The sequence below is a fragment of the Acinetobacter sp. NIPH 817 genome (genome assembly GCF_000368405.1).
Lineage (GTDB): Bacteria > Pseudomonadota > Gammaproteobacteria > Pseudomonadales > Moraxellaceae > Acinetobacter.
Map to the genome: position 1 here is coordinate 2,230,820 of NZ_KB849420.1, position 22,183 is coordinate 2,253,002.

The following is a 22,183-nucleotide window of genomic DNA, read 5'->3' on the forward strand; positions in this document are numbered from 1 at the left end:
TACCATGTCTGCTGCCAAAATTGGATTATTGTCTCTTACAGCGCTGGTCTTTAGTTCTATGGTGGGGTCAGGCGTATTTAGCCTACCCCAAAATATGGCTCAAGTCGCTAACGGCTCTGCCCTTCTTGTTGCATGGCTCATTACTGGGGTCGGCATTATTTTCTTGGCTCTCACGTTATTACATTTAACCCGCCAACGACCAGATCTAGACGGTGGTATTTATAACTATGCGCGGGAAGGTTTTGGAGACCTGATTGGTTTTTGCTCGGCGTGGGGTTATTGGTTGTGTACCACCATTGGTATTGTCGGCTATGTCGTAATTGCCTTTTCAGGTGTCGGCATGTTTACCGATAGCAAAGACCACGTTATTTTTGGTGAAGGCAATACCTTTTACGCACTGATCGGTTCCAGCATTTTTGTATGGCTGGTGCACTGGTTAGTGAGTCGAGGCATTAAAGAAGCTGCGATTGTGAATTTATTGGCAACCATTGCCAAAATCATTCCAATGGTGGTTTTTATCTTCTTTACCTTCATTGCCTTTAAGTTTGATTTGTTCAAACTCAACTTAAATGACTTCTCTTTAAAAGTTCCGCTTTGGCAGCAAGTAAAAGACCTGATGCTCATTACCCTTTGGGTATTTACTGGTATTGAAGGTGCTGTGGTTTTATCATCGCGTGCGAAAAAACGTCATGACATTGGTAAAGCGACCATTTTAGGTGTGTTACTGGCGTTAACTTTTTACGTCATGGTGACCGTATTGGCTTATGGCGTAGTGAGCCGTGAAGCACTTGCTGGCATGCACAACCCATCAATGGCGACTATTTTGCAGCAACTGATCGGTTTGCCGGGTACTATTGTTATTACCATCGGGCTTATTATTTCAGTTTCTTCGTCTTATTTAAGCTGGACTTTATTCGCCACAGAAATTCCCTATTTGGCTGCAAAAAATGGTGCATTCCCGAAATTATTTTTAAAGAATAATCAAAATAATGTACCCATTTCATCACTTTGGCTAACCACCATTGTCGTGCAAGGTGCATTGATTGCGGTGTATTTTTTCAATAAAAATTACACGCAGCTTTTATTAATTTCATCGGTGATGATTTTGCTGCCTTATTTTCTGGTGTCGGCTTTTTATCTTAAAGAATCCATTCGCCATAAACGCACGCCGCATATTGCCATTGCAAGTGTCGCTTCAATTTATGCACTTTGGTTGCTCTATGCAGCAGGATTAGATTTATTACTTCTGTCTGTAGTGTTGTATTTGGTCGGCTTGATTATTTTTTCAATCAGCTATTTTGAGCATAAAAAATCGCTCAAACAAAATCAGCTTAATTAATCATTTCAACCACTGTTGAGTCATTTCAGCAGTGGTTTTCTAAAAAAAATTCTATTTTGAAGGCTGTGACTGCTTTAAATGCAACCGTAAAATACGGCGTAATTCTAAAATCGCTTCTGGGGTAGTTTGAATCGAATGGCCACCTTTAATGATCAGCTCCGACTGCTCCCCACCTAAATGTGAACTTTGATACGGCACAATTCCATCGCTGCTTTTTAACTTATCAGTCGTCCCATTTATGTTCCCCATAATCGAGTGATAGACCACGCTGGACGATGGCTGAATGGCTTGCGTAAGCTGCATAAAGCTAGAAGAACGACTTAAATTACTCGCCCCATTTTCAATTAAACCTTTTCTGAGCTTTGTGTTTTTCTCATCTCTCATTTCGACCGCAATAAAGAAATCAGCTGGCAAACGAATAATACGGCGGGCAATTTGGGTAAACCATCGGTCAGCGTAGTCAGTGCCATGATGCGGTGCCGAAACAAAAACAACCCGCTTAAAATAAGGCAAAGCTTTGAATTGAAAACGCTCTAGCACCACAGGATTTTCTTTTAAACGGTTTAGCTGGGCTTCATTCATTTTTTGCATGGCTTGCTCTGAAACATCGGCATCACTTACCAATAAACGGCTAATCACTCCGCCCATACTATGTCCAACCAGCACTGCATCGTGTGCAGCGTAGCTGTCTTTAGCAACATTTTGAAAAGCCTGATTCAGCAAAGAATAAATCTGAAAACGACTTTCAAAAATCGGCATATTGGTTGAATAAAACACCTGCCAAACTTGATAGTTATTCCTTAATTCGGCATCGCCCATAATGTCATTGGTTAGACTCACCCACGCCTCTGGGCTACTTGCCAAGCCATGAATAAATACAATGATTTTTTTATTTGGGTTAAAGGGTTCCAGCATATATAAATGCGGCATGATCAAATTGTTTTCTTTATTAATTAAAGACCAATAACCTGCTGCCCCTAAATTATATTTCGACAACCAAAGCCCATAAGGCGCCGAATAATTTGCAGTGAGCGGATAATCCACACCTTCAACCTTTACACGGTCTTGTCGATATGGATCAAACATCGCAATTTCTAAATCTGCTCCAGCAATGACCTGCTCTGCTGTGGCTTTTTGTTTTGGGTAAGCAATCGCAGTGACTGGAAAGAAGCGTGGTAAATGTATATTCGGATTATTCTGGTGAGCATAAAAAGCATCGGGGTCTAAAATGAAGCCGTGATTTACATCATTTTCTTTACGCCCGACAATAAACTCTGCTCCTAAACCATCCTTACGGTTAACGGTATTAAAGCCAGAAAAGTTCATGTTATAGCTTGAGCGAAAAGTATCGACTTCAATTTTTTGTACATCTACAGCATGGTCAAAATTGACGTGGTACTCATGCCCATCTGCTTTAAGCAACGGTGGAAAGCGATGCGTATTTAAATGATTAAAATACGTGGTCATGAGCTTCGATAAAGCCACGTTATAAAAAATACGCACCTGATTCTGGCGATGGTCAAATACCCGATCGAACGGCGACTCTTCAGAGTCAAATAAATAGACATAACTATAGCGCAAGCTTTTATCAAACAGCGCTAACTCTTGCTCAAGGCAACTACTACTTTTATTAATGACATTACATTGGCTATTACGTCCGACGTCTAAAGCTTTTGCCAAATAAATTTCACTGAGCGCAGCATAGCGTTCTTCGCGGCTACTATTTTCAGATAAGCTTTGAATTTTATTTAAACAATCATCAAAATTTTGCAGACAAGATTTTTCATTTTTTTTAACTAAATACAGCAAGTTTTGAGTTTGATGACTTAAGGTGCCATCGGTCAGAATACTTTCATTCTTACTTTTTAATGCATTGCTTAAATTACTTTCTTTTAAATGAATAACCTGACAGCCACTGAGCAAAGCCATTATTGTTATGATTGAATAATGATAAGACTTTGTCATTGTGCATTCCTTAATCGAATGTATTCCCCATCTGGTCATTATGCCTGTAAAGCAGTGAACGAACAATTTCAGCTCAGCTTCCATTTTCCTTTATTACGAAAAAAAGCCTGAACTCATTTTAATTCAGGCTAATTTGTTATTTTTTCTAATCAAGCTTGGTTAAACTTTTGCTGTGAAGCTAAATATGAGAAATACAAAATAGGTAAGATAAATGGCGCTACACTCCAGAAGTCAAAATAGACATAAAGTATCGCTCCCAAGAAAGCACCAATGACAAAGCCAATCACAATACTGGCGCTTTTCAGAAAACTTGCTCGATTGGCTGCATTATTGTTTTTAAGCAAGTTGGCAATATCAATACCAAGCTGGGTAGTGTTACCTGTCATCATGGTACTTGGGCTAATATTTTTAATGAGGGTTTTGCTGGAAGTATTACGAATAGCCAAAGCAATTAAACCCAACCCGCCTGTTACTGCAACTGTTAATGCATCCGGATTTTTAAATGGCTCAAAGTAAAGTCCTGCAACCATAAAAGCACATAGAAAAATAGCTTCAAATAAAAATAAATAAGACAGTGTTTTGTGCTTAACCTGACTGCGGTCAATTAACAGTTTGGTAATAACAACGGTCAAAATAAATAGTGGAATAGCCGCAAGCTTTATCCATAAACCCGAGCCACCTTTAACCCATGCTGCCCCTGCCAACACTAAGTTTCCCGTCACATGGGCTGTGAAAAAGCCAAACAATGCAATAAAGCCAATAGTATCAATTGCCCCACCCACCATGGTCAGTAAAACAGGATCTCGACATATTGCCCAGGTACTTTCTGTTTCTTTTTTAATTGGGTTATCTGTCATATAAAATATCCTGTTAAATTAAAACTTTAAAGTAAGCAAGTTGTATATAAATGATTTAAAAATGAATAATACTAAAGCGTTTATGAAAGCAAAAAATCATGTAAAAAAATAGGGTGCGTAATGTCGTAACACTGTCTTTAAAATGGCAACAATTAAAATTGAGTGTTTCAAGGACAATAAAACAGTGATCATCTTCTTATAGGATTCATCAATATTTTTTAGTTCGCTTTATTACAACTGTGAGTTTCGCTATAGCTACCCCACGTTATACCGAATTAAAAACCGACAAAAAATGTTAGAACCAAATATAAAAGCCATGCGCAAGCTATAATTTTACCAAAGAGACGACTACTTTTAGTCTCTTTATAAAAATCTAACAATATAGAAACAATACTTAGAAAAGCTAAAAACCAAAAAAAATTTTTCATATCAATATAAATGCTTATCAAATTAATATCTTAATAAAAATTAACTTATACATCGCTTACGAGAGTCACTTATAAATTCAGAAACCATCCCAATTGCAATGACATCCTTCCCCTTGCTGATGAAGCTACTAAAAAATTAGCTAATAGATATAATCAACTAGAATAACAGCCCATCCCTACCTGATAGCATCAGTTAAGAAAAATCTTATCACCAATAAATTTAAATCAAAATGTACACTATGAATATATAATAGCTTAATTAAGTAGGACTCCCGCTAAAATAATTAATCTTTAAAACACCATACAAGACTATTAAGGGTTTAAATATTTTCAAACTGTATCAATACTCTCTTATTAAAATGCTAGCTTAATATCGAGTAGCATTTCAAAAGTCAAGAATGGTTCTTGTAGCCCCAATAATTTATCCACAAAAATTCTATATAACACAATAAAGAGTCAAAAATCCTCACTTACATTTTCACTTTCAACAATCAACATTCCGACAGTTAAAAGTGGAGAAAAAAAACTTTAACGACCTAATTAACCTCATATTTTTTATAATGTCTTGCAATATTAAATTTAAAAATTCAACATAAAACTCAATTAATACAATATAAACTATTAGTATAATTAAAAAATATAATAAAAACTATACTCCATAAAAACTTTATAAAACTAATTAAAAATGATTTAATTAGGAAAATAACTCCTACTCATATTGATATATACCAGCACTCAACCTACAGCTATAGACCTCCTACAATTAATCTTATCTAACAATTCATCAATATTATATAAACAGGCTTTAATCTTAAAACATTAAATCCAATTACTTAAAATTTAATCAAAGTAAAACTTTATTTTAATATTCAATTTCAACCTAAGGAATAGCATAATAATCAAAAAAATATCAAATACATAAAAAAAATATGAATAATCACTACCGAGTCTATAAAAAAAGACATACAGAAACATAAATACCATCATAAAAAAAGCTTTGGGCTTATGTTCACTATCTTTTAACAATATTATTTTCATAGCAAGCCTCTCAAATTTAACAATCCCACATAAAACATACAAAATCCATCAAACTATAAAATACAAAATTTTATTTGATATTTATATTAAAGTGACTAATTTCAACTACCATTTTAAAAGTCATGAAAATAAAAAAATATCAACAATTAAAATAAAAACTGCAATAAAACAAAAAATATCAACACCACTTATCTTCCATAAAACCAACAAAAAAACAATAAATAATTTAAAAAAAATATTATTCAACCATCACCCCCAAAACTCTTAAACAATAAAAAATTATTATTAATTAAAATCGTAAAACCTTTTTCAATTTAATCAATAAAACATTAAATCAAATTAAAAATCTTTCATTAAATACATTAAAGATAAATAAAAATCCAAAAGTGCTAAAATAAAAATTAAAACAGATAATTTGATTGAAAATCTTCTACTTTTCAAAAAAATGAATATTAAAAATATGGAAACAAATAAAGTAAAAAAACTTAAAAAAACAAAAAAATTTGGCAAATAGCCCCCTAAAAACATTAAAAAATAGCTATACCGTTCAGCATTAATTATAAATTAACATATTAAAATCTATATTAGTTTTCAATACCAACAACTTAAAAGTCTGTTCTCCAAACAGCAGCATATGGTATTACAACACTTACTAAAAAGTATAGACCAACATGAGTACCCATTAATGAAAGAAGAGCGACCATACTTATATTGCCAATAAAATACATTAAAATCATTACAAATAATGGGGCTCTTTTAACTTTAAAATTATTAATAGCAATATTGTAAGAAACAATATTTAATCCAAATCCAACTACAAAATAAAAAACACTGATGTAAATTGGCAAATTCGCCATATAAATATAATCAATCACACAATTTTATCCCTTCATTTTAACCGAAACGACCAGCCAGACAGATCAAAAATTAATCTAAAATATACTTATATGGGGTAGTTTTTAGGTTAAGTATAATTATAAGCAAAAAAAAATAAAAATAAGAAATAGTATATTTATATAAATCTTAAATACTTAAAAATTTTATTAAACTCATAAATAATTCGAACTACAGTCCAGAGTGTTTAATATCACAATATCACCCTCAAAACAGCAAAAATTGCATTGTTTATTTTTAAAACATTAAACACATCTCATCCTTAAATCAATTTGACCTCTAAAACCGTTCTAACTATGATGAAGCCTCTGGTTGATATCAACTGGTTTTGAACCTGAAAAAGTTATGCCAAGATATGGATAATGAAAAACAACAATCAAGAGTAGATATATGTCACTTTATAATTTTTCAGTTTTTCTAGGTGGATTATTATTTGTATCGATTGCCTCTGCTGACTATAAAAGTAATGCACACCGTGATTTTTACTCAAAATGCATCGCAGCTGGCCATAGCCGTGCAAGCTGTACATGCATTTATCATCGTTTAGAACGCCAATACTCTCCTAAGCTTATGAATAAAATTGGAAAGTTAAGTTTACAAAGCCCCGAAGTACCGCGTGATTTTGTAAAAACCATGATGCGTACTATGCAACAGTGCCGTTCTTAAATTTACCAGCGCCTTAAAGCAAATCAGCCAAATTCCTAATTTCTTCCATTACTGCCTTACACGCAGGTGTTAAATAGCCATGTTTAGAAATAGACAAAGAAATATAGCGCTTGAGTGCAGGATTAATAATTTTTGCGGCTTGAATTGAGGTGTATTGACTGGCCTTCTTTAACGCTTGCGGCCCCAGCATGGTGTACATGCGAGACTCGGAAACCAAATGGGTTTGTAAACTAATCGAGTCGGCTTCAAACACAATGTTTAGTTCTACCCCATTTTCATAGGCCATGTGGTCTAAAAAATTGCGCCAGTTACTTGGCCTACAAAAGGTAACCAGAGGTAACTCACTTACTGCTTTAAAGTCGACTTCATTGGCCTGAGTGAGCATATCTCCTTCACAGCCCACCAAATAGGTATCGGCTTCGGTAAGGTAAACATCGCCCTGTTTAGGCGTTGGGTTAAACCGATAGAGAATAGCTAAATCGACGCTGCCATCTTCAAGCCATTTTTCTAAATGCACCCCTTGCCCCTCACGCACCGACAGTTTAATTAAGGGATATTTTTGTTGAAGCACTTTATAAAGCGTCGATAACAATGGATGTGCTGTAGACGGCAAACTGGCAATACGCACCGTACCAATCGGGGTATCGGTCGAATGCAAAATTTCATTATTGAGTTGGTCGGTTACGTTTAGCCATGAACGAATTTTCGGAAGTAAATGTTGGCCTAAATCGGTGAGTTCTACGCCGCGGCCAGTTCGGTTAAACAAACGACCACCACATTGCGCTTCAAGCTCGTTCATTTGTCGACTGATTTGCGGTTGGTTGGTGTTATGCAGCATGGCGACTTTGCTTAAGCTACCGAGTTCCACCGCATCTAAAAATATTTTCCATAATTCATAATTCATCGATTCTTCCTAAATCGTAAATAGGCAACATTTTGAGCTATACATTTTCAGTATAACTGAAATTCAAGAATTGGTAATTCCTACATAGCTCACCTATTTCTATACTCCAATCATATTCTCTACAACACGATTTAAGTCAGATTAAGAACCAGAGAATATTTAATTACACTGTATAGGAAGTACGATTATGAGTTTAGATTTACGTGGATTAACCCCAGCACCTGTGACTCCTTTTACCCGTGACGGACAAGTAGACCATGATGCAATTCAACGTTTAGGTTCATGGTTAGGCAGTATTGATGGTGTGAAAGGCTTAGTTGTTCTTGGGCATGCAGGTGAAGGAACATTCTTGTCGCAAAAAGAACAAATGCAGGTCATCGAAAGCTTTGTTAAATCTGTAGATGACAAAATTCCGGTAATCGCAGGGATTACACTCGAAGGTACTTCGGTTGCAGCAGAAGAAGCAAAACGTGCAGTCAGCGCAGGTGCTTCGGCAGGTTTGATTTACCCTTCACATGGCTGGTTACGTTTTGGCTATCAAAAAGGCGCACCACAAGACCGCTATAAAGCGATTTATGAAGAAAGTGGTTTGCCATCTATTTTATTCCAATATCCAGATGCAACGAAAGCCACTTACGACCTAGAAACTCTACTCGATATTTCTGCACAGCCAGGCGTATTTGCCATGAAAAATGGTGTGCGTAATATGCGCCGCTGGGATGTCGAAATTCCAATTATTCGCCGTGAACGCCCAGACTTACAGGTATTGACTTGCCACGATGAATATTTGCTTCACACCATGTTTGATGTAGACGGCGCGTTGGTTGGCTACGGCAACATTGCCCCTGAACTGTTAATTGAAATGATTAAGGCAGGTAAAGCTAAAGATTACGCTAAAGCTCGTGCACTTCACGACCAATTATTACCAGTGACTCGCAATGTCTATCACCGTGGTTCACACATGGAAGGTACGGTCGCACTTAAACATGCATTGGTTGCTCGCGGAATTTTGGACCATGCCACTGTGCGTTCGCCACTGCTTCCACTGGCAGATGGTGCTGAGCAAGAAATTCATGATGCGATGCGTCAAGCCGGAATTGGCAAGGTCGATTTAACCCAAGCCGTTGCTTAAATTCTATTCGGGCTAGCATGTACGCTAGCCTTTTTTTCCTGTACGCTGCCTGAGGCCAAACATCGGGCATGTCTCTTAAAAACAATAATAAAAAGCATGCAAACTGTGGTGAACAGGTAGTGCGAAATAGAACAACAAAACTACGAGGAATGTAGTAATAAGGAGATAGAAGATGACAAATCTAGCGGATGTAGAACAAATTAGTCATCATCAAAAAAATGCGGAAATTATTGCAAGACTTGAACGACTACCCGTCACTGGTCGAATGCAATTTATGCGAATTACCATCGGTATCGCGACCTTTTTTGACGCTTATACTGTTCTTGCGATTGCCTTTGCTTTACCCCAACTCATTACCGAATGGCATCTGACGCCTGCCTATGTCGGTGCGATCATTGCCGCGGGCTATGTCGGACAACTGGTCGGCGCGATCTTCTTTGGTTCTCTTGCCGAAAAAGTCGGTCGCTTAAAAGTGCTGTCTTTTACCATTTTACTGTTTGTGGCAATGGACATTTCCTGTCTGTTTGCATGGAGCGGAATGTCACTGTTAATTTTCCGTTTCTTACAAGGTGTTGGAACTGGCGGTGAAGTGCCTGTTGCGAGTGCCTATATTAACGAGTTTATTGGTGCAGAAAAGCGCGGTAAGTTTTTCTTGCTCTATGAAGTTTTATTCCCACTCGGCCTGATGTTTGCAGGCATGGCGGCATTTTTCCTGATGCCAATTTACGGCTGGAAAGTTATGTTTATTGTGGGCTTAGTTCCATCTTTACTGGTCATTCCTTTACGGTTTTTCTTGCCTGAATCACCACGCTGGCTGGCTTCAAAAGGCCGTTTTAAAGAAGCAGATAAAGTCGTCAAAAGTTTTGAAGACAGTGCCATTAAAAGCGGTAAAACGTTGCCTGAACCTGTGGTTAAAGAAATTAACCCGCAAGGCATGGCAAAAACCGACTGGCGCGAGCTGTTCCGTGGCATTTACCGCAAACGTACCTTTACCCTGTGGGGCATGTGGTTTTGCGTGTATATGGTGAACAATGCCATGGTGACTTGGTTGCCATCTCTCTACAAACAACACTTTGGCCTATCGCTTCAAACCAGTTTAGGTTATGGCTGGATTACGTCGGGTGTGGGTGTTATTGCCTCTATTATCTGCGCGTTAATGATTGATAAAGTCGGCCGCCGCCCTTGGTACAGTGCAGCATTCTTCTTGGCAATTATTCCACTCATGAGTCTCTCGGTTTTAGGCGCAAAATCGGCGATGGAAGTTGTAATTTTCGCAACGATTAGCTATGCCATTTTGCAGACCATTTCTTTCTCTTTATACCTTTACGCTGCCGAACTTTACCCAACTCGCCTACGTGCAATGGGCATTGGTTTTAGTACCGCTTGGCTACGTGCCGGCTCTGCAATTGGGCCTGTTATGGTCGGTCTGGTTGTTGGTGGTTACGGCATTCAATATGTGTTTAGTGTGCTTGCGGTTGTGGCGCTCGTTGGTGGGCTTGTAACCTTCTTGTTTGCCATTGAAACCAAAGGCCAAGTGCTCGAAAAACTCTCTCCTTAATTCATCCATTTCATAAAAAGCTTGCCTAACCCAGCGTTAGGCAAAGGGCTTATTCATGCTTAAAAAAGGAATTTAAAATGAATAAATATTTGCTATGGGGCTGTATTGGTTTAGGCAGCATGAGCAATGCGTATGCAGAGCTTCCTCAAGAATTTGGCAAGTTAGAATTAAAACTTAATACCCGTTACTGGAACGATGAAGGCACTGCCCACCCCACGCTTGCCAACCCTTCGCCTTCGTCGAGTGAATATGAACAAAGTGCTTTAGGGCTTGAGTTAAATTATCAGTCACCGTACATGTGGGACTGGCTTGGAGTAGATGGCTCACTCTATGCAGTCACCAAGTTATTTGACTCTGGCAAGCCGAGCGCTCAGCTTTTAGAGGTTGAAAATAACGGCAAGCTTGACCAAAACTTTGCGACTTTAGGCCAGCTCTACATCAAAGCAAAACTGGGTGATCAAGGCGAAATTAAATTAGGTCGCCAGTTGCAAGACTCGCTCTTGCTTAAAAGCACCAACAACCGCGCAGTGCCCGACACTTTTTCGGGTGCGAGTGGGCAGTTTCAACTCAATGATCAGCTACAGACTTACATGGCTTACTATGACCGCTGGAAACCGCGCAGCATGGACTCTTTTGAAAAACTGGTGACTGAAAATGACGAGCGCATTGATTATGTTGGTTTAGTCGGTGCCAAGTATCAATACAAAAACTGGAGCATGAATGCCGAATATTTAAATAGCAAAGATTATTTAAAAAAGTACGGGGCGATTGCTCAATATAAATTGCCCTTGCATGGCCTTGTGTGGACATTTAACACAGGTGCTTTTTTCTCGCGTAATGATGGCAAGCTGTTTAAATGCGGTGCCGAAACCGAGCTGGACTGTGTCAAAGGCCAAGACATTAACAACCGTGGGAATGGTTATTTTGTCGATGTAAATGTAGCCAAAAATAACCTCGAAGGCGGCATTGCCGTTTCAAAGTTTGATGGTTTTTGGATTGAAGATAACTTTGCCGTGCACTCCGCCCGCGACTCGGTTTTGACACAAGACCATGGCACCAACCCATTTCCGACCTCTGCGACCATTGGTCCTGACTTTACCAATAATGATGAAACCGCTGTTGCCCTTCGCCTAAAATATAACTGGAAAGACTATGTGAAAGGTTTAAAAACCGAGGCGAAGTATATTTATGGCTTTGGCGCTCACCAAAGTAACATCAGCAGTGATATTGAGGGTAAAGAGCGTTACTTTGACTTTACGGTGAGTTATACCCTGCCGTGGGTAAAAAACTTAGATGTGCGTTATTCATTTTTACATTATGAGTCAAAGTTTGAAAATGCAAACCTAGGTGAAAAAATAAATGGTTTAACTCGGAAAGATTGGGACCAGCACCGTATATTTATTAATTATCGTTATACATTTTAAGCACAGGCTAAACGTTTAGTTTAACTTTATTATATTTATTAATTCACCGATTTAAATCGATAAACTTTTGAGTTTAATTAAAATATAAATTTATATTTAAAATTTTTATAATATTTTATTTAAATTGAATTGACCTGTTAAAAACTTATGATTATTATGGTCCCGCTGGCCTACATTGCCAGTCGGTTTTGACAGACCGTTTTACATACAGCACATCAGATTTATCCTTCTGAGGGAGAGATCTGTGTGAACCACCGTCCCCCTCATGTTGCGGTAGGGCGGAAGGGGGACACCTTCGGGTGTGCTGGTTCTGTATGTCCGGTCTGTCAACCCTCTTTCGTTCTACCACCATAATCAATTGACGGTGATTTTTGGTGGTAGAGCTCCATACATTTTAAGGAGTTGACCATGACCTTTTTTATATTAATCCCTTATCCTCTCTCGTAATTTTATTTATTTAAAATTTAGGCTTTCTCTCACCTAAAATATTTTAAATTTATAAATAATTTTATTTTAAAATTTTAATCATTTTATTTTCCTGTATTTCAGGCGGGTTAACTATTCCCTTTTTAAATGATTTTAATACTTTAAATATATGCGGCTTATTTTTTATTAATAACTTAGTGAAAATTATCACGAGAATAATATGAAACTTTATAAACCTATTTTGGCTTTAAGCCTTTTAATAGGCGATTACGGTGTTTCTGGTTGCGACATTCACACTCAGCAGGATTTTGAAGAAATTTGCCTGTCTGGTGGGCACACCCAAGCCAGTTGCGACTGTATTTACCAACGGCTTGAACAAGTGTATTCACACAAGCTTATGCAACGGCTAGAACATGTCAGTTTGCAAAGTCCTGCTCTCCCACAGGACTTTGCTCCTACTTTTTTTAGCGTGATGCGGCGGTGCGATAAAGAAGACATGGGCTAAGCGTTTGGCTTAGCTCCCTTATCTCTGTGTCGCAATGGTGGATTACTTTAAATCAGCGCAAACAATTAAAGTTCTGTTGTGGCACGGGGGCCTTGGGGGAAGTAATATATTTTTATTATATAAAATTAAGTTTCACTTAATAAATTTCATAAAATTTTCTGTCAAACTAATAAATAAAAATATTTTTCATAAAATATAATTTATTAGTTTTACTATATTTTATAGTATAATAAAAATTTTTGTAAAAGGATGAGCCATGACTCATTTAAGTGAAAACAAAATTCTTGAAAAACTACAATCTATAGAAAATGAAATTAAAGTTATAAAAAATGATAATATTTTAACTTTAATTGAGGAGGAAAAATTTACCTCTTTTTTTATATGGATTGGTGCAATTTCAATTATTATTATATTTAGTTATTATTTAAATATAAATGAAGAGTCTAATTTTTTTAGAATTTTTTTATTCTGGGGGAGTGTAGGAGGTAAAATTATTTTATCTATATTAATTTTAAATTACATTTTCCGTTTTCACTTCGTAGAGTACTTTTTTAATCTTAAATTTACAAAGCTTATTTCTGGATTAATTTTTTCAGCAATTATTTTATATTCAAATTCAAAGGCCTCTATTTTACTTAATGATATTTTCCATATATCAGCAACCAACTTTCCTTATAGTTTAACGTTTACCACTGCTCTTTATTCAATTAACTATATTTCTAATACTTTCTTTATAATAGCTTTTTTCCCATTAATTTTTCTAGCAACATTAGAAATTAATTACTATGTAAATGAAAAAAAAATTCAATCTTCAAAAAATATCTGGATAATTATTATATTAATATTTTCATTACTTTTTACATTAGGCCTTCAAAATAGAGAATTTTCTGATAATTCAATTAGGTATAAAGCATATCAATTAGCCTTAATGATGGATTTTGATAGTAAAAATTCATGTGAAGGCATTCCTAATAATTTAAGTGTTGCATATATAGGCTCTAACCAACAAAAAGTAATTATCAATCCTTATATATCAGAAAACAACAAACCACTGAATTTCGAGGATTTTTTAATGAACTCAAAAAACAATAGTATCAATTTATTATTCCCTATACAACCATGTATAAATAATATAAAAATAAATACTCCCCCCAACACCTAATTAATATAAAAAATTCTATTGGTTCATTTACCTCTAAAAAATGAACCAATATTTTTATTAGATTAATTAGTTTGTATTTATTAAAAATACAAAAAATTATTCCAGCTTTATTGAATTGGTTTTTTAAATCATAAAAATTATACTATTTATTAGTCTTTTCAGTTCGCTCTACAGTAATATATTCATTAGGAATCACTAATTTCTTTTCTATATCTTTCACTTTGTAAGAAACTAGAGTACTTTTACCAATCCCCTGAAATAATACTTTAACATCTTTAAAAATAAAGGTTTTATACTGACTCAGTTCTTTAGTAGTCGTTTTTGGCAATTCAATTAAATTTGCATAAGGTTCTTTAATATACAAGGTAGCTTTTTCTATTCTTACCCCAGTATTTTGCATTGTATAATTTAAGAATGCTTTACCAACATCGCCAATGAGAATTAGAGGTACAAGCGGAGTCAAGCTAATAAAAAAAGCTATTTCTAAGCTATCTTTAATATGCGTTTCTAATCTCTTTAATTTTTTTATTGCAAATGCTTTAAGATGTTCACTTGCATCAGGATCATCAACAATATCTGCTAGATTTTCAAATTTTATATTAAATTCTTTAATCTTCTGCCGATTCATGTAAAAGGGATAATACGCAAAGGCGATAAAAAATACGGTAATGCCTATGTACAGATTGACTTTCCAATGTAATAAAAATATGCGGTGAATAGCATAGAGAAGATAAAGAGAGCCAATTAACGTAATAATATTAATTTTTGGAAAAGGAAGTTTTTTCCCAATTCTAATATGTGGTGGTAAATACTTATCAACCCAACTTAAGACAAAATATGTCACTGGAGCTAAGGATGTGCCAAAGAAAAATAGCATAAACCCTAATACAGCGTAAGCAATAGAGAACGCAGCAAAAATCAGTAAAAAAATGAGTGTATCACCAAAGCTAATTTCCGACGGGATATAGCCAATTGTTAAAAGATACACAACTAAGCACAACACCCCTATTGCAACTATCGCTTTAGTCATTGTCAGTGCAACTTCATGCCACTGCCCCAGATTATTTAAATATCTCGTTATCATGTTGTTCATTTGATCTAACCAAATCTTATAAATTATTTAAGAATCGATGATTACCTTTTTCTTAAACCGCTCCCCAGCGGAGTAATCATGTTTTGAAATTTCCCCAAATTTCAGAGTATGTCTTCACATACTATTCCGTAATGCCACAGGTTTTTAGGCCATATATATTAACTTGTATCGCACTAGTTTCTATTCATTTTAAATCAGCACAAGAATAAAACTCTGTCTTGACATAAGGGCCTAAACAAAAATATTTTTGAAGATATACAATCTTCATACTATTTCCTAGAAAGAGTATCTTTTTTCATGGTGGATAAAGTAGATACAGAAACACGTAGCCGTATGATGGCGAATGTAAAATCAAAAAATACAAAACCTGAATTAGAAGTTAGAAGCCTTTTACATCGTAAAGGTTTACGGTTTCGCCTTCATGGGAAAGATCTGCCAGGTAAACCAGATATAATCTTGCCTAAATTCAAGGCTGTTATTTTCGTAAATGGCTGTTTCTGGCATGGTCATAAGAATTGTAAACTCGCTAAATTGCCCACTACTAGAATTGAGTTTTGGGAAAATAAAATTAATAAAAATCAGTTAAATGATGAAAAAAATATCGAAAATTTAATTAAAAACAAATGGAGAATCTGCATCTTATGGGGCTGCGCAATAAACGGTAATAAAGTAAATTTAGAAACTTCTATCAATACAATTTATGAATGGTTACATAGTGACTCAAATTTCATTGAAATCGAAAAACCTTTGTTTTAAAAGTATTTAAAATTTAATTTTATAAAGTAATAAGTTTAATTTTAAAGTTAAGTGCGACAAACTGTGTCTTAATACTAATGTCAAATAGAGACAAATTTGCTATCGTATACCAGCAATAAAATTAGTTTGTCCATTTCGAGGTATCCATTGAACTCAAGAAGTCAGAATTTTTCTACGATTCATAAAAATTCAGAAGATACTAACGAGGCAAATTTACAGTTGTTTCAGAAAGTTCCCTTTTTGCCAAAATATCCAGCCGATTTTAAATTTATTGACCTCTTTGCAGGCATAGGTGGATTTAGACTAGCATTTCAAAATTTGGGTGGTCAGTGTGTGTTTTCTTCGGAAATAGATAGCGAAGCTCAGAAAACATATATGGCAAATTTCGGTGAGCAATCGCATGGCGATATAACTCTTGAAAGCACTAAAGACGCTATTCCTGATAATTTTGATATCCTTTGTGGTGGTTTCCCCTGCCAAGCTTTCTCTATAGCAGGAAAAAGAGCAGGATTCGAAGACACAAGAGGTACCTTATTTTTTGATGTTGCGGATATTATTAGAAGAAAACAACCGAAAGCATTTTTCTTAGAAAACGTAAAAGGCTTAAGAAGCCATAATAAAGGCAACACTCTTGAAACTATTCTTAAAGTATTAAGAGAAGATCTAAACTATTTTGTTCCAGACCCGCAAATTATTAATGCTAAAGACTTTGGCGTGCCTCAAAATAGAGAGCGGATATTTATTGTAGGATTTCGCAAAGATCTGAATATTAATAGCTTCCAATATCCTGAACCTCTCAATCAAAAAGTATGCTTTGCCGATATTAAAGAACATGAAGTTGTACCAACAAAATATTACTTATCAACACAATATCTTGATACTTTAGAGAAGCATAAAGCTAGGCATGAAAACAAAGGGAATGGTTTCGGCTATGCTATTATTCCGGATAATGGAATTAGTAATGCTATCGTTGTTGGAGGAATGGGACGAGAGCGAAATTTAGTAGTAGATAATCGTATTACTGATTTTACCCCAACTACTCGTATTAAAGGTGAAGTTAACCGTAAAGGTATAAGAAAAATGACACCAAGAGAATGGGCAAGATTACAAGGCTTTCCAGATACTTTCCAAATAATCGTTTCAGATGCTTCTGCGTATAAACAATTCGGTAATTCTGTAGCTGTACCAGCTATTCAAGCTACAGCTTTAGAAATTCTTAGAAAATTGAAGTTTAAATAATATGATTACAGGCAATATAGGTGAATGGAGTGAGCTTTATGCTCTTTTTAAAATTTTAAGTGATGGTGAATTAGCCGCTGGAGATCAAGATCTAAATAAAATAAATAACTTGATTTATCCTGTTATTAAAATTTTAAGAATGGAATCAAATGAAAATTTTGAATTTACTCCGATTGTAGATAGTCCTAATATTGAAATTAAAAAAGCTAATGAAACTTTTATCATACCTACTGCTGATTTTGCAGCTATGGCAGAATATTTATTACTTGAATTAAAAAAGAAGCATTCTTCTGCCTCATTCTCTATCCCTTTAATAGAAGAATTCATACAAAAATATAAATCTAATAAAATTAAAGCAAAATCTAGTTCTAAGAGTGATATTAAAATTATCATTTATGACTTTAAACTTGGTATAACTCCAGAACTTGGCTTTAGCATTAAATCTCGTCTAGGCAAAGCTTCAACACTATTAAATGCAGGTAAAACTACTAATTTTGTATATTTAATTAATGATTTAAACATCTCTGATCAAAAAATTGAAGAACTTAATAGTTTACCCTTAAAAAATCGTGTTCAAGAAATAAAACATTTGGGGGGAAATTTTCAATTTTCTCATTTATGTAATAGAATTTTTCAAAACAATTTAATTCTTATAGATAGTCTACTACCAGAAATTATGGCACACGCTTTAGTAGAGTTTTATTCAACTAAGACTACTGCACTCTCCTCAATAGTAAAAGAACTAACTAATAAGAATCCTTTAAATTATATTTTAGATAATCAGCATCCATTTTATGAGTTTAAAATTAAAAAACTATTGTGTGAAACTGCCATAGGTATGATGCCAAATACTGTTTGGACAGGTAATAATATAGACTCCACTGGAGGATATTTAATTATTAAACAAGATGGAGAAATAGTATGTTATCACTTATATCATCGACAAGAATTTGAAGAATACCTCTACCAAAATACAAGATTTGAGACAGCCAGCACAAGTAGATATGAATTTGGAAATTTATTTAAAGATGACAATGGTCAATTATCTATCATTTTAAACTTACAAATTAGATTTAAATAATGTGCTCTATCTTTGATAGAATAAAATCCCTCATTGAGGGATTTTTCTTTAATATAATTTATTTCCTGAAATTCATTAAGTGCATTCATTTCTGATATTGTATTGTATTTTAACATAAATAAATTTTCTATTTTTTAGAAAATGTTTTAAAAACCTATAAAGGATGGACTTCTCAATCAGTTGCTAAAATTAAAGTTGCAATTCAAGGCGCTAAATAAGCGCCTTTAATCTTCCATAGGATATTTATAATCATCAAAATTTATTAAATCAGTTGTGTGCATTGCCGCACCACTGGCACCTCGAAATAAGTGACATGCATTAAAATTATGAAAATTACAATAATTAAATAATTCAACAATTAATTCATATCCTAAAGTTATTTTTAACAACCTGTATCCACTCTCATAATACTTTAGAATATCTTTCAAACATGGTCGAGTTCCAAATTCATTAAAAATTTTGATGTGATTTTTAGTGTAAGTTAAGATGCCTTGTTGATGAGAAATGTGTTGATTAAGGCCTTTAGGTGGATCAAGCACTTCAAGGACTTGATTCAACTCATTTGTAATACTTTCAGAATTTAGTACCCAAATGCAAAATTTTGAATTTGGATTATAATTCATTTTGAGTGCATGAGAACAAGCGAAATAACTAGCTACAAACGGGTTTTTGGACCAATCCAGCAATCTAGTTGCAACACCATAATGTTGCGCATACACTGCTAACTCAAAAAAATCATCATCAAACCAATCTATCTGATCTCTCCCAAACGATTTCTTATATTTATTTAACTTATTTTTTTGTCTTCTTCTCAATTGATCATTGTCAGATGGTAATTGAACACCAGTTAAATCACAGGAATCTTGAAATTTTAATAAAATTTCTGACTCAAAATTTTGATCTATACTCCAATTAGTCTTGATCCATCCAATATTTTTTTTATTACGATAAAAGGTTGGTTTTAAATCCCAGCCACTTTCTCCATGCCCCCGATAAATGATCGACTTGTCTAAAGTGTTATAACCTTTAAAATCTTTTATCTTGAAAAAAGGAAAATTAATAGTTGATGGATTAAATTCCATTCTTAATTGAGTCATAAGATCTTTTACATGTAATTTATCTGGACGAATAAAAGTTATAAACTCCTCAAAATCATTAAACGTAATTTCATAATGAGACTCTTTATTTATCAATTGATCAAAGTATTTATTTTCCACTTCAATTTATCCATTTTTCTATTACATTCATAAAACTTAGCCTATTTAGAATATTTAAAACTCAAATAGACTAGACTTCACATTAAATTACTAAAATCATATTCATATTAGAAAGCACTAATTATGCACCTTCATTAAATAAGTTAATTTTAAAATCAGATATCTCTTTTAACCATACTCTTGAAATCATAAGGATTTCAATCATATCTTCCATTAAATGCTTAGGTGTAAATATCCTTTCTTCCTCATGTCTTTCGCAATAGGAGCGAATGTTTCCGTGCATAAGATCATTTCTAATTTTCAATAAATATATTTTTTTCTTATTTTGTACTTTATGTAAAAAATTATTTTCATTGCTAAAAGCTAAATTCGAAATTGGTAATCCTTTGATATATGCTTCATGGATCAAATCCATATTCATTAATTTCTTTACATATAGTTGTTCTCCAGGATTTGTACTCATTAAATAAAGAGTTGATCTCAAAGAGGCTTCAATTCCGCATATACAACTTAATAAGGCTGGAAGAATAAGACCATTTGAATAAGCTTCGAAACCCTCAATGAAGTGCCAATGATATTCAGCTCCAGTACAATCTGTAATAAATAGATCTTTATACCTACTCTTCATTAAATTTATGTCTGAAATTCTTTTATAAAATTCATCTTCGCTCTCAAAATTATTGGGATCTAAACTTTTAACGAGAGCTGCTATTTCTCTTTCATATAAATACGGATTACTTATTTGCCTTAAGAAGTCTATCTCACTTGTACAACCAATAATCGTAAAGTCAATATTATCAATCATTTCCACCAATCCAACTTTCCACTTCATTAGCATACCAAGTCATTAGCTCTACTCGTTCATCCCAATACTCAGCACGATTATAAATTTTGCTCGTCTTATCAGCCTTTGTAGATTTATTTACATGAGCAATCTGATAATCGATCACCTCACCACGGAATAATTTACTTTCATTTGCATGGGTAGAAAATAAAGATCGAAAGCCATGAGTTACCATTTTATCTGTGTAACCCATTCTTTTTATCATGGTAAGTACTGATTCAGAGGTCATATATTCATAAGGCTTCTCACGCTTCTTAAAAATATAACCATCATCTGTTTTAACACTATCAAGTTCTTTGAAAAGTGCATAAATCTGAGGAACCAATGGGACCATTAATTCCTTTCTTTTTTTCATACGATCAGCTGGAATAATCCATACTTTATTTTCAAAATCTATTTCGCCTGAATCCCATCTGGCCTTTAACAACTCTGTTATACGTGTACCTGTATAACAAACTAAAAGCATGGCCATTTTAACTATTGAGCTAGAATGACTTGCTTTCATACGTCTAAAAAACTCAGGCATTTCACTTGCTGGTAAACAAGGATGGCTGTCAGATTCATATTCAGGAATTACATCTTCAACCAATGTACATGGATTTCGATCTGTATAATCTGAGGCAATTGCAAAATCAAATACCTGCTTGCCTAGTCTTAATGCACGGCTTGCTGTTTCTAAAGTACCCTTAGCAACGATTTCTTTAATTTTCTTCGATATGTGCTTTCTTTCAACTTCATTAATTGGAATGATTTTTAAAATCTTCGGTTAGATATGCAAGTCGATATTCGACTGTGTCATAGTATTTTTTGCTGGTCCATTGTGATTTCATGATACTCAACCATTCCTCAACAACTTTATGGACTGGTGGAGAATTGGCGACCTTGCCCTGATATTCTAATTTTAATTGTCTGGCCTGCTGACGTGCTTCCTTACACCCCATTAAAGGATACTCACCAAGCATTTTTTGATTTTGCTTTCCATTCTGACGATAAGACAAAACCCATTTCTTTTTCCCATTGGGAAATACTGAAATGTTTAATCCTTCACCATCGGCAACTGAGTATCTAGATTCTTTAGGTTTTAATGACTTTACTTGGGCATCCGAAAGCATAGTGTTATACCGTATAACAATTGTATAACAGCTTATAGTGATAAAGTTTGATTATCAATGATTAAGCTGAATCAAAAATGATTAAATCGAAGGCATTAAAAAAGCCCTAAATCATTAAGATTTAAGGCTTTTTGATCAACTCTAATCAATTGTGATTAACTTTGATCTTAGTATTTGGTGGAGATGGCGGGAGTTGAACCCGCGTCCGCCAGCATTACGCTCGAGAATACTACATGCTTAGATATCGTCTATTGTTTTAACACCAAGTGACCCGACGAACAGGGTACAAGTTGCGATCCTCTAAGTTTGGTATAAAGCCCCGAGGCTTGACTCTATACGGACTTGTGTGCGTGCGCTACGGTCGGGTTCCTAAACCACAAGTATTCTAGGAAGCGGACAAACTGCCCTTAGGCAGCTAGAGCGTAAGTTTCGTCGTTTGCGACTAAAATATGCAAATTTGATTTACGAGAGAAAATGCGCTCTCGGCATGCATCTATGAGTTTCATCACCAGCGTCGAAGCCAATAACATCCCCATGAATGTC

General features: G+C 34.7%; 17 protein-coding genes, 1 other RNA gene and 1 pseudogene. 10 read left to right on the forward strand and 9 right to left on the reverse strand.

Translation table 11 applies throughout. The annotated features are described in order from the left end of the window. The first annotated feature begins 4 nt into the window (after positions 1–4). Positions 5–1,339, forward strand: a complete 1,335-nt coding sequence (locus F968_RS14180) for a basic amino acid/polyamine antiporter (protein WP_004794065.1) — start codon at positions 5–7, stop codon at positions 1,337–1,339. Between the two features lie 51 nt (positions 1,340–1,390). Here the strand turns inward: F968_RS14180 and F968_RS14185 are convergent, their stop codons facing one another. The 3 genes from F968_RS14185 to F968_RS14200 all read right to left on the reverse strand — a co-directional run bounded on the left by F968_RS14185 (position 1,391) and on the right by F968_RS14200 (position 6,502). Further along, the gene (locus tag F968_RS14185) at positions 1,391–3,304 is read right to left on the reverse strand and encodes an esterase/lipase family protein (RefSeq protein ID WP_004794066.1); all 1,914 of its coding nucleotides are present in this window, start codon (positions 3,302–3,304) and stop codon (positions 1,391–1,393) included. Between the two features lie 149 nt (positions 3,305–3,453). Beyond that, on the reverse strand, positions 3,454–4,161 hold the full coding sequence (locus tag F968_RS14190) for a YoaK family protein (RefSeq protein ID WP_004794069.1): 708 nt from the start codon (positions 4,159–4,161) through the stop codon (positions 3,454–3,456). A 2,071-nt stretch (positions 4,162–6,232) separates the two neighbouring features. Beyond that, positions 6,233–6,502 (reverse strand): hypothetical protein, encoded by a 270-nt coding sequence (locus F968_RS14200; RefSeq protein ID WP_004794071.1) that lies wholly within the window; start codon positions 6,500–6,502, stop codon positions 6,233–6,235. Between the two features lie 409 nt (positions 6,503–6,911). Between F968_RS14200 and F968_RS14205 the strand changes: the two genes are divergently transcribed. Then, positions 6,912–7,187 carry a hypothetical protein gene (locus F968_RS14205; RefSeq protein ID WP_004794072.1) on the forward strand — a complete coding sequence of 92 codons (276 nt, stop codon included), beginning with the start codon at positions 6,912–6,914 and terminating at the stop codon, positions 7,185–7,187. 13 nt (positions 7,188–7,200) lie between these two features. Here F968_RS14205 and F968_RS14210 read toward each other — a convergent pair whose 3' ends face one another. Continuing rightward, complete coding sequence (locus F968_RS14210) at positions 7,201–8,091, reverse strand: LysR family transcriptional regulator (RefSeq protein ID WP_004794075.1); 891 nt, start codon at positions 8,089–8,091, stop codon at positions 7,201–7,203. A 187-nt stretch (positions 8,092–8,278) separates the two neighbouring features. Between F968_RS14210 and F968_RS14215 the strand changes: the two genes are divergently transcribed. The 5 genes from F968_RS14215 (at position 8,279) to F968_RS14235 (ending at position 14,298) form a co-directional block, all read left to right on the forward strand. Then, positions 8,279–9,223, forward strand: a complete 945-nt coding sequence (locus F968_RS14215; RefSeq protein ID WP_004794076.1) for a dihydrodipicolinate synthase family protein — start codon at positions 8,279–8,281, stop codon at positions 9,221–9,223. Between the two features lie 172 nt (positions 9,224–9,395). Beyond that, positions 9,396–10,781 (forward strand): MFS transporter, encoded by a 1,386-nt coding sequence (locus tag F968_RS14220; protein ID WP_004794077.1) that lies wholly within the window; start codon positions 9,396–9,398, stop codon positions 10,779–10,781. A 77-nt stretch (positions 10,782–10,858) separates the two neighbouring features. Next, on the forward strand, positions 10,859–12,205 hold the full coding sequence (locus F968_RS14225; protein ID WP_004794078.1) for an OprD family outer membrane porin: 1,347 nt from the start codon (positions 10,859–10,861) through the stop codon (positions 12,203–12,205). 646 nt (positions 12,206–12,851) lie between these two features. Next, positions 12,852–13,136: a hypothetical protein gene (locus F968_RS14230; protein WP_004794079.1), complete on the forward strand. Its 285-nt coding sequence runs from the start codon at positions 12,852–12,854 to the stop codon at positions 13,134–13,136. A 256-nt stretch (positions 13,137–13,392) separates the two neighbouring features. Further along, positions 13,393–14,298: a hypothetical protein gene (locus F968_RS14235; protein ID WP_004794080.1), complete on the forward strand. Its 906-nt coding sequence runs from the start codon at positions 13,393–13,395 to the stop codon at positions 14,296–14,298. Positions 14,299–14,440: 142 nt separating this feature from the next. On the opposite strand, the gene F968_RS14240 is transcribed toward F968_RS14235, so the two are convergent. Beyond that, entirely contained in the window at positions 14,441–15,391 is a 951-nt protein-coding gene (locus tag F968_RS14240; protein WP_004794081.1) for an APC family permease, read from the reverse strand. A gap of 297 nt (positions 15,392–15,688) precedes the next feature. Here F968_RS14240 and F968_RS14245 point away from each other — a divergent pair, with 297 nt between their 5' ends. The 3 genes from F968_RS14245 to F968_RS14255 all read left to right on the forward strand — a co-directional run bounded on the left by F968_RS14245 (position 15,689) and on the right by F968_RS14255 (position 18,467). Beyond that, positions 15,689–16,147, forward strand: coding sequence for a very short patch repair endonuclease (locus F968_RS14245; RefSeq protein WP_004794082.1), 459 nt, complete (start codon positions 15,689–15,691; stop codon positions 16,145–16,147). Between the two features lie 147 nt (positions 16,148–16,294). Then, entirely contained in the window at positions 16,295–17,386 is a 1,092-nt protein-coding gene (locus F968_RS14250) for a DNA cytosine methyltransferase (protein WP_004794084.1), read from the forward strand. A 1-nt stretch (position 17,387) separates the two neighbouring features. Next, entirely contained in the window at positions 17,388–18,467 is a 1,080-nt protein-coding gene (locus F968_RS14255; protein ID WP_004794085.1) for an HpaII family restriction endonuclease, read from the forward strand. Positions 18,468–18,691: 224 nt separating this feature from the next. On the opposite strand, the gene F968_RS14260 is transcribed toward F968_RS14255, so the two are convergent. The 4 genes and pseudogenes from F968_RS14260 to ssrA all read right to left on the reverse strand — a co-directional run bounded on the left by F968_RS14260 (position 18,692) and on the right by ssrA (position 22,174). Further along, complete coding sequence (locus F968_RS14260; protein WP_004794086.1) at positions 18,692–19,684, reverse strand: FRG domain-containing protein; 993 nt, start codon at positions 19,682–19,684, stop codon at positions 18,692–18,694. 121 nt (positions 19,685–19,805) lie between these two features. Then, on the reverse strand, positions 19,806–20,516 hold the full coding sequence (locus F968_RS14265; RefSeq protein ID WP_228128906.1) for a hypothetical protein: 711 nt from the start codon (positions 20,514–20,516) through the stop codon (positions 19,806–19,808). Beyond that, positions 20,482–21,640, reverse strand: a pseudogene (locus F968_RS14270) (tyrosine-type recombinase/integrase). The gene F968_RS14265 and the pseudogene F968_RS14270 overlap by 35 nt, the downstream one beginning before the upstream one ends. A 175-nt stretch (positions 21,641–21,815) precedes the next feature. Next, positions 21,816–22,174, reverse strand: a transfer-messenger RNA (tmRNA) gene (ssrA, locus tag F968_RS19920). Positions 22,175–22,183 lie beyond the last annotated feature (9 nt).